This window comes from Flavobacterium sp. HNIBRBA15423 (assembly GCF_052655965.1).
The window spans coordinates 849143-863576 of record NZ_CP199751.1 but is presented as its reverse complement, the minus strand read 5'-3'; the positions used below and the strand labels follow the sequence as shown (position 1 = coordinate 863576).

Below are 14434 nucleotides of genomic sequence, written 5' to 3'. Positions count from 1 at the left end.
AGGTTCTCGATACTTTTTTATAAAATTGCTATCGCATTTTATAAAAAAACTCGAACTGACGAAGTGCTGGTTATAGAGTTTTTTAGTACAATCATTCAACACAAGCCATGTCATTCCGATAGCTATCGGGATATATTGAGAAGTTTTCATAAAAATTAATAATCATTTTTCCTAAAAACAGGTAAAACTACCTACATCATTTTCCAAGATAAATTTTAGATTTGTAAGGGTGTACTACCAAATAGTGGCTAACTATTGCCCTGTTTTGGTTGTCATAATATCCGATAATACATGCGATTTATGGACTAAAAAGCGAGACTAAATAACCTAACAAACAAATAATTACTAAATATGGACAACAAAAAACGAAACCTTGAAAAACCTACTGCAAACGATGTAAAATGTTGGGATAGTAGTGGCAGTACTGAAATAGTGACACAACGTCTTAAAGAGATGTTTGTAGAAATGGGCCAAAAAACCCGAATTGAAAAAGGACAACATCCCGCTGAAAGGGCTGTTTTTAGAAAACAACATGGCATTGCTTATGGAGAGTTCATCATCGATACAGATCTTCCTGAAGCCTTTAAGGAAGGTATTTTTGCGGGCTCTCGTTATGATTGTGCCGTTCGTTTCTCTAGTGATACAGGAACTACTTCACCTGACTTACACTCTACCTTAGGGGTTGGTTTAAAGTTATTTGGAATTGAAGGTCCAAAACTTTTTGGTGAAGGTACTACTGCGGATTTCATTTTTCAGAATATAGATCGCTTTTTTGCTCGTGATGCACAGCAAATGTGCACGTTTACAACTGCTGGTGTTATTGATAGAGATTATGATACTTATATTGATAAACATCCTGAATTGGCAAGTATTTTACAAGCCATGCAGAAAGAAGAAGCCAGTGTATTAAGTGCTAGTTACTGGGCTATTTTACCATTTAAACTAGGAGAATCTCAAATTGTAAAATATCGTTTGGTTCCAGATGACACTTATAAAGGGGCTCCTTTTGATGATGATAATTATTTACGATTGGATTTAGAAAAACGTTTACGCAATGGAGATGCTACTTTTAGGTTTGAAATACAACTTCGTACTAACGATGCAACCATGCCTATTAATGATGCTCAAGTCGTTTGGAGCACAGAAGAAAGTCCGTACATCTGCATTGCAAAGTTGCATTTACCCCAACAAGATGTAACAGCTATTGGTCAGTCTGAATTTGGAAGTAGTCTTTCTTTCAATATTTGGAGAACTTTAGAAGCCCATAAACCATTAGGTTCTATTGCAGACGCAAGAAAAACAGTATATGCAGCTAGTGCTGAAGCAAGACATCAAGCTAACGGACAACAATTACAAGAACCAAAAGCCATAAATCCGCATTTTAGAGGTAATACAGACGAGGATAGCAATTGTATTGTTAGAGCTGGCATTTATCCTCCTATTGGTGTCATGCGGGTGGGAAATAGTGAAGAGGAATATTTCATAGGCCCTTTGGTAGACGAACCAGAAGTAAAAGATGATGTTTATGCTTATCGCGATAAAACTGGGGCTATAAAACGTCAGGCAGCACAGTTTCGAATTTATGGTTTCAATGCAGCTGGAAAAGCTATTAAGGAATTGACTATGGATAATGCTAAAATTACTTGGCATTCCCATTTGGCTAACCAAAAATCATCTTGGTACCAATTCCAAATTGCCTTAGATATTCCAGATGCATCTGATCCTAATGTTCCACCTTCTCTATTAAGAAATATTGATGTAAAAGACCGTAGTCAGTTATTGATTGATGGTGGTGGTGAAAGTATTTCAAAACCTAATGTCACAGAAGGTAAAAAATTCAAAGGAAAATTCATGGGCAAATCGGTTTATTTAGGGGAAATGCATACCGATGAAAAAGGACGTTTAGTGATGTTAGGTGGTCATGGCAAATCGAAAAACATCAATGGTGATAGAGCTATTACCTTTGCCAACAATGAGGGTTGGTATGATGATATGTCTGATGGACCAGTTACAGCTGAAGTAGAATATGAAGGAGTAGCACTCACTGTTGATCCAGCGTGGGTTATTTGTGCTCCACCAGATTATGCACCGATGCAAAAATCGGTACGCACCATGTGGGATTTAATGCGAAGTGTTGCTGTAGAATCAGGCATGTTAGCTAGACCCGCAAGACCTTCTTTCTGTAAAGACATATTGCCTATTTTTGAAAGAATGACCAATTTACAATGGGTAAATGCAGGATTTGCAGCAGCTTTTGGATGGGGTGGTCCTTTCAATTATACCAGTGTAGAATGGGTAAAAAAATTAAACGATCCTTCTTCAGCTAATATAGAAATGCGTCGTACTATTTCCAATAATTTCCGTAGGTTTGATCAATCTGGAGCTGAAGCTCCACAATTATGGCCTTGGTTGTATGGTGATGCTGTTGCCATTCCTACACAAGGTTCTGTGCGTCAACATTCCACCTTATCTCATTTGCAGTTGGAATTTTTGGATCAATGGGTAGAAGGCGATTTTGATGCCGATTTTGTAGATACAACCGGCTGTCCTTATATTCCACCTGTTAAAAAAATTGACGATTATCCTATTGCGGAACAACCAGATATGTTAACCAAAGCTGCCATGGATTTCTGTTTGGCAGATGCTTTTCATCCTGGCTGTGAAATGACTTGGCCTATGCGAACTTCTGGTATGTATATGGCTCCTTTCCGATTGAAACATGCTCCTAAAACACCAAAAACCGATTATCATTATTATGGTTCTACCATGAATAGTGATGTCTTGACTTTACCTGCCGGTCCTTTATTAGGAGGACAAGTTCCAGGTGGTGTTACTAGATGGATGGCTATTCCTTGGCAAACCGATACAGCAAGTTGTAGAGATGGTTATACTACTGCTTACGATCCTTATTTACCAACATTTTGGCCTGCTAGAGTTCCTAATAATATTTTGAGTGAAGCACGTTACAAAGAAACGATTGACCCTCACTTAGCGGAAGAAACTCGTAGAGAAGCTTTTGCCTATCGTTATTTTTGGTTGGATGATTTGCCATTAGATGGAGCTGCTCCTACACAAACCAATCAGATTAATGCTATGGTAAAGTATTTTGATAAACTAGCAATTGTGCAACCTCGTCCGGGCGTACCAAATAATCCTAATTTTCCACCAGAAATGCAAATTGGTGTAATTCCAAATGAGGAGCAAAACAGGCTGTTATTACAAGAGACAGAAGCTCGATTAAGAAAAATCTTAAATGACAATAAACACTTGGATAAGAAAGAGGAATCCTTATTGCATACTACTTTGGAACATTTGTCTAAGGAAGGTTTGTTTACTGAACAAGTTGTAATGGAGAGCACTCGCGAGCAACTGTTAGAATTGGTTCAGGACGAAATGGTTCAGGATGAAGCTTTAACAAGCGAAGTTGAAAAACTAGTTAATTTATTAGCTTCTAAAGCACATAAACATGCCAAAACTAGAACCGTTCCTCATTCCAGACAACCTAGAAAAGAGGTGGGTGTTCCTGAACAGTTGGTTCGTTTCCAACGTTTTATTCCAAAAAAATATTAGATTTGGCAACAGAAAAAACAGATATAGTAATTATAGGTGGTGGCATTGCAGGTTGCATTGCCGCCATTTCTTTGATAGATAGCTATCAGGTAACATTAGTTGATAAACTTCTTGAACCTACTGAGCGCATTGGAGAATCTTTGGCTCCAGCTTCGCAACGCATTCTAAAACAGTTGGATTTATTGGAGGATTTGGAAAACCAAGTAGGCACTTTGTATCAAAAAAATGTGGGCATGCAATCCTATTGGGGAAGTGATCAAGTACATCTTGTAGATGATTTAAGAAATCCTGATGGTTTTGTTAAAAATTTGAACCGACAAGCTTTTGAATCCTATTTAAGAAAGGCTGTAGAAGCTCGTGGTGTGCATTGTTTGTGGGGTTCAAAACTGCACAGTAGTTCTTATGAAAATTCTCATTGGCAAGTACAACTAAGAGCTAGTGATGACCCTTTACATACTCAGACAATTTCAGCTTCTTTTGTTATTGATGCTAGTGGGCGTCAATCGCATTTTGCAAAGAGTTTGGGCATTAAACGACAAGTGGAAGATAAATTGGTTGCTTGTTGGGTTACTTTACCCAATACCAAAACCAATACCATGAGTACCATTTCTGCTAGTGAAAACGGTTGGTGGTATAGTGCTGTTGTTCCTAATGATAAACGTATTGTAGCTTTTCATACTGATGCTGATTTAATTGCTAAGAGTGAATTAAAATCTACTGCCTCTTTTTTGAAATTGGCACAAAATACTACTGCTATTTCTGAAATATTGAAAGAACACGAACACAGTATCATCTTTCAAGGCACGGTTGCTGCAAATTCAACTAAATTAGAACAAGTTGCTGGGCAACAATGGGTCGCTTTGGGCGATGCGGCTCTTAGTTTTGACCCCTTATCTTCGCAAGGTATGTTTAATGCTATGGCTAGTGCTATGCAATTGCGGGTCTTACTGCTAGAATTTGGATTTACAGCCGAACTCCAAAAAAACTATACGGAACAAATAAATCAAATTTGGCAGCATTACCTGAAACACAAGAGTATTTTTTATCAAGCAGAAACCCGATGGAAAACTGCTGCTTTTTGGGAGAGAAGGCAATAAATATGTTTATTATATTTAGTTCGAGTTTTTTCGATTCCATTTCATTCTATTGGAAAAGTATCGAGAAGCTTTTATAAAAAACTCTTCCTTATTTATTACTCACGCTGATTTTGCTGATTAACGCAGCTTATTTTAACTCCTCGATAAACTGAGGTGGATGGTGTAAAGTACATTCTCGTAACTAGCACTCCGTTAGTTTGAATAGGGTTTATATCATGCAAATAGCGGTTTTATAAACAGTATATCGAGAAGCTTTTGTAAAAAAAACAAAAAAACGTTTCTTAGTTATGGTTTCCCGTAAAAAATAGAAACAAAAACAGGTAGGAATACCTGTATAGGTTTGTAGGTGATTATTTAAATTTGTTAAGATATAGAAAACCAAAAAGTACACATATCTAACCAAAAAAGTTGGCTTTGTGTAGTTTTATGACACACATAAACGAGTTGGTAGCCATTATAAAATCAGTACCCTATGCAAAACCCTTTCCAAATAGAACAAATTTTAGAAAAGTATTTTTCAGAATATGAATCATATCAACGCTATACATTATTAGCAATAATTTTTATAGTTGCCGGCTATCAGATTTGGCAAGCAATATATGTTTCTAAAAAAATCGAAAAATTCAAAAATGACTTAAAGCGATCAGAAATCAAATTTTCAAGATTTCAAAACATGCAAATCGATGCTTTAAAATCAATTTATGATAAGACAGTATCATTTCATTATACAAATCATAGATTTTTAAACCCTGTAAATGCAACGCATGAAAGTTTAAAGTCAAAAATTAAAGAATGGGAAAATGATGCAAGTACCTTAATTGATACATTCCATCGTGAAAGGATTTTGACTCCTCAAAATATTGTTGATGAAGTAAAATTATTAGAAACTGTATTGAAAAAAATTTCTGAGCGATTACATAAAGAATATAGAAGTTTGGAGTCAATGGAGGATTATTATCAAACAAAGAATGTTCAAATCATATATGGAAATCCTGAAGATGAAGTAGCTTCAATAAAGGCTCGGTTAGTGGATTTATCAACCAACGAGGACATACAAAAATCAGATACATCAATTCAAAAGTTTAGAAAAAGCTTAGAAGAATATTTTGAGAGATTAGTACAATAACGTCTGCAAACAAGAGCTTTATGCAAGTGGGGTTTTGGTGTGTATTGGAAAGAGTCAGTGTTTGCACTTCTCTCCTATTTTTCAACTTTTTACTTTCAAACTTTTCGGTATATTTGTATACATCAGTAACAAAAAAACCACCTGCATAAAGCCCCAAGACGTTATAGGCATTTTGGTAGACAGTGTAACATTTAATAATTGCAAACAAATAGAACAGACAATGCCTGACTATAATTTTCTAAATTTATCGCCACCAGAATTTGAAGAACTTTCAAGAGACCTTCTTCAAAAGCATCTTGGCGTTCATCTTGAATCTTTCACAAGTGGACGGGATTCCGGTATTGACCTGAGACATTCATTTAACCCCAAGGACAAATTAATTATTCAGTGTAAGAGATATAAAGACTTTAATTCACTTTACAATAAGTTAAAAAAAGAAATACCAAAAGTAACCAAGCTAAATCCTATTAGATACATCCTAACAACATCCGTTGGACTAACACCAAATCAAAAGGATGAAATAATAACTCTGTTAAACCCATTTATACAATCATCATCAGACATTTTTGGAAGAGACGACTTAAATAATTTATTGGGACAATTTCCCGAAATAGAAAAATTGCATTTTAAACTTTGGCTTTCGAGCACAAACATTCTTGAACGTATCCTTCACAGTAAAATTCATAATCAGTCGAGCTTCGAAGAAGAAAAGGTAAAGGAAACCGTTAGGGTTTATGTCGAAAATAAAAGCTATTACCAAGCACTTGAAATTATAAAATCAAAAAAATACGTAATTATCTCTGGAATGCCAGGTATTGGCAAGACAACATTAGCAAGAATTTTAGTTTACCATTACTTAGCTAACGGTTTTGACGAGTTTGTCTTTCTTTCGGATTCAATAAATGATGGATATGATTTATACAAGGAAAACACAAAACAAGTATTTCTTTTTGACGACTTTTTAGGCAGGAACTTTCTAGACAAAAAATTAAGTAACAACGAGGAACAGAGAATTATCCGATTCATTGAAAAGGTCAGTAGTTCAAATGATAAAGTTCTAATCCTTACGACAAGAGAGTATATTCTAGCACAGGCGAAACTTCGATATGATATTTTTGAAAACCCCTCGCTTGAATTCGCAAAATGCGTCATAGACCTTTCACAATATACAAAGTTTGTTAGAGCAAAAATTCTTTACAATCATTTATTTTTTGCGAAAATAAGCGAATCTCATTTGGCTGACATATTAGACAAAAAAACTTATGCGAAAATTATTAATCACCCTAACTACAACCCTAGGGTTATTGAAACAATTACTCATCCGGACGTATGGAAACATATTAAGCCTGAGGAATTTTCTATCAAATTTATCGATTTTTTGAATTATCCAGAAAGCATTTGGAAACACGTTTATGAAAATCAAATTTCTAAATTTTCTCAATGTGTCTTGGCAAACCTTATGACAGCTGGAGTACCAATTCTCTTGGATGACCTAAAGCAACTTATTCAAAATTTCGCGAAAACACATTCAAAAAAATATGAAATATCATATAGTGAAATTGATTTTAAAAAATCAATCCGAGAATTAGAAAACACGTTTATTAGTATCAAAAAAGATTCTATAAATAAGTTTGCCGTTGACTATCAAAATCCATCAGTTCAGGATTTTCTCGTTAATTATTTCAAAGAATTTCCTGATTATATAAAGGACATAATAAATTCCTCAATTTATTTTAACCAGTTGTTTAAAATATTTGCAATAGAAGAATACTACCAGATGCGTGGTGAAACAGTACAAAGGAAGAACAGAATAATTCTTAAAGGAAATCTAAAAGAAATTTACATAAATAAAATCTTAACTGATTTTGACTTCCTTAACACCTCTGTAATTTCAAGGGTAACCTTTTCAGCAACAAACAACTCGCAATGGTATAAAAAACAGTACTCTGACTACACGAAAATCAATGAAATAACTAAAGAATTTCTAGTTGATGAGCATCCAATAATTAAACAATTCATCCTCGATAGATTTCAAAGTATTATTGAACCAAATGATTTGAGTGGTGAAGAACTTGGATACTATATCAATATTTTAGACCAATTTAAAGACGAGTGTACTTTTGATAAAAATGAAACTATAAAGTCTTTTTCGAAAAACATTGTAATGCTTCAACAGACACAAGATTTTGAAAGATTTGAAGATTTGTTTCCTGATGAGTATCAAGAATTCATTGAATCTGACGAGGACTTTTTAAACAATATTGAAGAATTGATGAAAGAGGAATCTTCAAATGCGGAAGAATACTATTTAGAAGATACACTTTATGAAATAAAATCTGTAGGAGACAAATTTGGAATAGATTACTACGGATTAAAGGAAAAGATTGAAGAAAGAATGGAGGCTTACAAGACAAAACAAGAAGAAGAATATAATTGGGACGATGAGAAAAAAGAAAGTTCTTATGAACCCCAAAATGAGAATGATACTATACGTGATATGTTTGATAGTTTAAGAACCGAATTAAATAATTAACAATACAGACAAATTTAATCAGAAGAAAAACGTCCTATAACAATAGCCACAAGAAATTGCCCGCTACGCATTCTATGATAAAAAACAACTAAAAATGATAAATGAAAGATTTTTTATCAGATTGTCCAGAATTAGTAAAAAAGTTCAATAAAATTCAATAAAAAACATCTAAGATATTTGTTTGTAAAAGATTACAAATAAATTAATTATAACTACATTTGCTAACTTATAAACTGTATATTTCAATTACGATGAAGAGAATTTTACTCCTTTTGTTACTTATTGGTTTTACGTCCTATTCGCAAGAAACACTACCTTATGTAAATAATTTCAATAATGTTAATGCATTGACAGGTTGGAATCATTATGCAATTTCAGGAACCGACGATTGGGAACACGGTTTGGCTTCATTAGAACCTAATACCAATAATTTAGCTTGGGAAACTAAACTTCAGGGCACACCTACAACTAGTTCTGTTAGGGTTTTGGAAACACCCTCATTTGATTTAACCAATGCTGCGCTTCCGTATGTACTTTCGTTTAAACGTACAAGTAATATAAATTCTTCTAGTTTTTATTTAGATTTCTCTATTGATAATGGAGTAACTTGGCAATTATTAAATCCAACGACAACTTTTAAAAAAAACTGGCAAACTAGTGGCGGTTTTAACTATTCATCATCGGGTTACAGTACTGTTTCGGCAATTAACCTTTCTTCTTTACAAGGGAATGCAAATGTAAAATTTAGATTCCGTTTTGCAACCTATTCTTATTGCAATGGTTTTGGTTGGGTTATTGATGATTTTTCAATTGCTCCAGAATATTATAATATTTGGGCCTCTCAGGGTACTACTATTGAAATTTCACCACTTTGTCCAGAAATTAAAGTTGTTAGTATACTTAATTTTAGTAATCAATATACAGCCTATTTTAATGTAACTACAAAATACTATTTGTCTACAGATACTGTTTTGGATGCAGGGGATACATATTTAGATGAAAAAGCTTCAAATATAGTAACAACTGTTTCAAGCTGGGAAAAGATTATTCCAACGCCATCTTCTTTAACTCCGGGACAATATTATATTTTGTATGTTCACGATTTTAATAATACAGTTAATGAAAATAATGAATCTGATAATGTGTCATATGCATCATTACTAGTAAAACCAATTTATAGCCTTCCCTTCTTTGATGATTTTGAATCGAATCAACAAAACTGGAAAGCTACACAGCATCCAGCAAGTACAACTCCTATGATTTGGACACTAGGTGAAGGAACTAGACATCATATTGAAGGGACACATTCTGGTAATTATGCCTGGCATACGAGCGGAACGGTGAATGAAAATATACCAGAGTCTACAGGTCAATGGGTAGAGTCTCCTTATTTTAATTTAAGTTCCTTAACGGAACCGTTGTATTTAAGTTTTTGGTTTAAGGAGCATTATAGCAATAGTGGAGTTGGGGCTTATGGTAATTTCTACAAAGTGCAATATATTTCAGGATGTGGAGATTATTGGCAGGATTTTTACACTATTCCAGAAAACGCTTCGGACGAGTGGGAGTTTGTAAATATTCCAATACCAGCTGCAATGGCTTCCTCACAAAACATTCGATTCCGAATAACATTCCAAACAAATTATTTAAAACCAGAAGGAATTATTTTTGATGATTTATATATTGGTCCTGCAAAAGCTGATTTAACGATAGAAAGAATTGATTTTAATAATAGATTTACTGCTTCTCAGCAAGCTTCAGATGAAATCAAATATTATCTTACTAATAGTGGAAAAGTAAACACTGGAGTTTCTTCCACATCTTTTTATTGGTCTAACGATCAGAATCTTGATGCTTCCGATGTCTTATTAGGACAGCAGACCTATACAGATGTGACAGCAGAAACAGAGCAGTGGGAACAATTTACATTTACTAAGCCCACACAACAAGCTGGCGAGTATTATATCATTTATAGTTTAGATGCTGGTAATCAGGTTGAAGAGATTTTTGAGACTAATAATATTGGTTTTATTAAAATGGAACAAACACCAACGCAAGGTTTTCCATATTTCAATGATTTTGAGACACAAGCTCAGCATTGGGTTCATGATAAAAGTTTAGGAAATGATGATTGGGTATTAACTGTTCCTAATGGACAAGATTTAAATGCTGCATTTTCTGGGACTAAGGCATGGATTACTAATGCAAATGGTATTCTTTCTAGTTTAAGTAGAATGCACCTTTATACACCAGTTTTCGATTTGTCGCAAAGTGTTAATCCAGTTTTAGAGTTCGACATGCTAACTGATGCAAAACACTCTAGAACAGGAGCAATTAATTTAAGTTACTCTATAGATAATGGTGCTACCTGGCAAGTTCTTACGCCAATAAATGACTCGTATACTAAATGGTCGAAAACTATGAAATATAATGAAAATACTGGTTTAGATGAAGATTATCAGACACATGGCACTAATCTTATGTTTAGCAGTCATGAAAGTGTTTTAAGTACACAAGAATATTATAATTCTAGAGATGTTGACAGGAATACCCATTATGCTATAAACATTCCTCAGCTAAAGAACTATGAAAATATCAGGTTTAGATTTAATGTTACCAAGTTTGATAATGCAGATAATAACTATCCAAATTACTCAGGTGAAGGTTTTTTGTTGGACAATTTTTCAATATCCGAAGCAACAATTGATTTAACTGTACCTTACAGTAAAGATATGTATGTGAGTTCCTTGTCGGATTATATTAATTTTTCTATCGATATTAAGAATAATGGCAATTATATAAGTAATGCAACCGATATAAAGTTTTATTTGTCTTCGGATGCTACCTTAGATGCTGGTGATTACTTATTGGGAACTGCTCCAATTTCACAAATTCGTCCTGAGTTCAAACATCACAAGAGTTTGGAATATGCAGTTCCTGCAAATTTCAGTTCTTATTCTTATTTACTTTATGTAGTGGATGGGAATAATCTTAATCCAGAATCAATTGAAACAAATAATACAGGTGCTTGGGATTTAAAACTAAATGGAGTAACTGTTTTTCCTTATCAGGAGAATTTTGAAGAAGCGGTTATAAATGGTTGGCATGGCTATTCTTATAATGGTCTATCCCCAAATGTTCTGGATAATTACCGAGCAGTTACAAGAATTCCACAAGCTATTCAAGAAAGTTTATATCAACGCATTTATGATGGTGTTTTAAGAACGGAGTATGTTGCTTACGGACCATGGCAGAGTTTTTTAACACCAATGTATTATATTCAGAGTCCTGTTTTTGATTTTACAGGTCAGACACAACCATTGTTTATGGCTTTTGATTATATGTGTATTGGACAATCTTTCACCAATGGTGGGAATATGGAATATTCTACAGATGGAGGTACGACGTGGAATCTAATTACAACGGCTAGTGGTTCATCTGTAAACTGGTACCAAAATTATCAGACGCTGTCTGATTTAAATAATGAGCCTGGTTGGTTTGATTTGTCGGGTAAAATTTTGACAGCGAAGATGAATATCTCTTTTCTTCAAAATCAATCAAATGTTGTTTTCCGATTCAAGTATTTTAGTAATACAGCTAGTGCACCGATTGCAAGCAGAGGTTTTAGATTGGATAATTTTGTTATCGGAGATGATACAGCTGTTAATAGGTTTAGTTGTCTAGAAGAAGTTCCTTATGCATTTGACTTTAATGCATTTGACCAGACTTGTTGGGAAATAACAGATAATGATCTTACGATTTTAACTTTGAGATCAGGAGGCATGAATTGGGAGATTGTAGATAATTTTGCCAATACACCAAACAATACATCTGCTAAAATCGATTTAATTGGCTCAGGTAATACCAATGGAGTGTGGATGATTTCGCCTAAATATCAAATGATTGCTAGTAATAAGTTGAAATTCAGAATCGCACTTACAGAAATGGGAAGTACCAATGCGGCAACTATGGATACTGATGATAGAGTTATTCTTTATTTTTCAATTAACAATGGACTAACGTGGTCTATTTTGGAAGAATGGAATAGTCAGACACCGATTTCAAACACAAGTGAAATTGTCAATTTTAATTATTTGCCAGAATCTGGACATGTTCGTTTTGCTTTTTGGGCTACAAATGGTTCTATGAATCAAAATACACCAACGACTTTTTATGTTGATGATTTTGAGCTATATAGTAGCACGTTAGGTGTAAATGATTTTAATCAAATAAATCTAAACTATTATCCAAATCCAGTTGTTGATATTTTAAATATTAAGTCTATGACAGGAAGCTTTTTGACTAAAATTGAAGTTAGTAATGTTTCGGGGCAATTATTGATGACCGAACTTCCAAATACTGCTGATTTTGGTGTGAATATGGTAGGTTTGAGTGCGGGTATTTACTTTGTAACTGTTCAATCGGAAGAAGGTGTTAAGCGATTTAAAGTCTTGAAGAAATAATTGAAATGATTTACTATATTAAAGCCTTTAAAATTCAAGGCTTTTTTGTTTTTCGTTATAAATATTGTTGGTAGAATTATGGTAATAGTATAGCCATTAATGCAATACGTTTAAAGTAGCTAATAATATGTTTAGGGATATAGTGTAAAAGACATAAAGGAGAATTAGTTTTTGTATCTTCTTTCTTTGATTTTTGCTTTTTTACCAGTAAGATCTCTGAAGTAGTAGATACGAACTTTACCTCTTTGGTTCACTTCACCTTTTTTGTAAAGCTGGCATGTTAACTGGGAAGATACGCTCTACACCAACACTCCTGACATTTACGAATTGTAAAAGTTTCAGTTACTCCACAAAGGCTCCTAACTTCGTGCTAAATTAGAGCTACTAATGAGATGCTTACAGCATGACAAGTTTGGGGATGATGATAAATGAAAAATTAAAAACTAAAAATGATAAATGAAATACTATGTCATCAAAATTTTTAATTTTTAGTTAATAAACATAATCTTGTTCCTGCTAGTGTGAGTGTCATGCTCGTACTAACAAACGATTGCAAATAAAGAAAAAAATTAATATAATTGTGGGCACGAGCAAGTTGCTCGTGCTAGCTTTAGGGGTTTTCCCAAAATTGTGTATCGCAATTATAAACGCCAAATATAGCCCCGATAGGAACGGCATCCTTTTCTTTTTTTCTTTAAAAAAAGAAAAGATAGAGTGGATAGCGGGACTGATTTTCTACTGAAGGACTATTTTTGTGCTTCTACTAACAAAAAAAATACCTTTATTCTTATTTCTATCTCTAAATATTTTAGTTTTGCTAAAAGTGTACAACAACTTTAAAATGGCTAAAAAAGTAATACATAGCGAACATCTTTCCATAGGTTATACTAGCAAAAATACTACGAGAACAATTATTGAAAATTGTGATATTAGTTTGGAATCGGGTAAGTTGGTTGCGCTTATAGGTGCTAATGGAATTGGGAAATCTACTTTGTTAAAGACTTTGACGGGTATAATTCCTCCTATAAAAGGAACTGTTTTTTTACATGATAAAAAGTTGTCTCAATACAAACCTAATGAATTAGCACAAGAACTGAGCCTTGTTTTAACGGAGAGCCTTCCTCCTAGCAATTTAACGGTTTATGAAATTGTTGCTTTGGGCAGACAACCTTATACCAATTGGTTAGGAACGCTAACAGAGGAAGATAAAAATAAAGTCATTGAAGCCATTGAATTAACAGGAATTACTGATTTTATGCATAAAAAGCATTATGAAATTAGTGATGGTCAATTGCAAAAAGCTTTAATTGCAAGGGCTTTGGCTCAAGATACTGCCATTATTATTTTAGATGAACCTACAACGCATTTGGATTTGGTTCACAAGGTTTCTTTACTAAAATTGTTGAAAAAATTAACTCATGAGACTAATAAAACTATCTTATATTCGACTCATGATATTGATTTGGCAATTCAATTGTGTGATGAAATGATTGTTTTAACCAAAAATAAATTGGTAAAAGACCAACCTTGTAATTTAATTGAGCAGAATGTTTTTAACGAATTGTTTCAAAATGAATCAGTTGTTTTTGATAAAACGATTGGTAAATTTAAAGTGATTTAAAAAATAAATCTTTTATGTTCTGTT

General features: G+C 33.7%; 6 protein-coding genes and 1 pseudogene. 6 read left to right on the top strand and 1 reads right to left on the bottom strand.

Translation table 11 applies throughout. From position 1 onward, the window contains the following. Window positions 1-351 precede the first annotated feature (351 nt). From ACULEV_RS03835 to ACULEV_RS03815, 5 genes are all read left to right on the top strand, one after another. Window positions 352-3570 (top strand): LodA/GoxA family CTQ-dependent oxidase, encoded by a 3219-nt coding sequence (locus ACULEV_RS03835; protein ID WP_445457355.1) that lies wholly within the window; start codon window positions 352-354, stop codon window positions 3568-3570. 2 nt (window positions 3571-3572) lie between these two features. Next, complete coding sequence (locus ACULEV_RS03830; RefSeq protein ID WP_445457354.1) at window positions 3573-4667, top strand: NAD(P)/FAD-dependent oxidoreductase; 1095 nt, start codon at window positions 3573-3575, stop codon at window positions 4665-4667. Between the two features lie 472 nt (window positions 4668-5139). Beyond that, window positions 5140-5793 carry a hypothetical protein gene (locus ACULEV_RS03825; protein WP_445457353.1) on the top strand — a complete coding sequence of 218 codons (654 nt, stop codon included), beginning with the start codon at window positions 5140-5142 and terminating at the stop codon, window positions 5791-5793. A gap of 220 nt (window positions 5794-6013) precedes the next feature. Next, window positions 6014-8326, top strand: coding sequence for an nSTAND3 domain-containing NTPase (locus tag ACULEV_RS03820; RefSeq protein WP_445457352.1), 2313 nt, complete (start codon window positions 6014-6016; stop codon window positions 8324-8326). Window positions 8327-8577: 251 nt separating this feature from the next. Further along, window positions 8578-12789: a CARDB domain-containing protein gene (locus tag ACULEV_RS03815; protein ID WP_445457351.1), complete on the top strand. Its 4212-nt coding sequence runs from the start codon at window positions 8578-8580 to the stop codon at window positions 12787-12789. 164 nt (window positions 12790-12953) lie between these two features. On the opposite strand, the pseudogene ACULEV_RS03810 reads toward ACULEV_RS03815, so the two are convergent. Beyond that, window positions 12954-13138 (bottom strand): annotated as a pseudogene (locus ACULEV_RS03810) (50S ribosomal protein L19); the annotation flags it as partial. 492 nt (window positions 13139-13630) lie between these two features. Here ACULEV_RS03810 and ACULEV_RS03805 point away from each other — a divergent pair. Then, on the top strand, window positions 13631-14410 hold the full coding sequence (locus ACULEV_RS03805) for an ABC transporter ATP-binding protein (RefSeq protein ID WP_445457350.1): 780 nt from the start codon (window positions 13631-13633) through the stop codon (window positions 14408-14410). The last annotated feature ends 24 nt before the right edge of the window (window positions 14411-14434 follow it).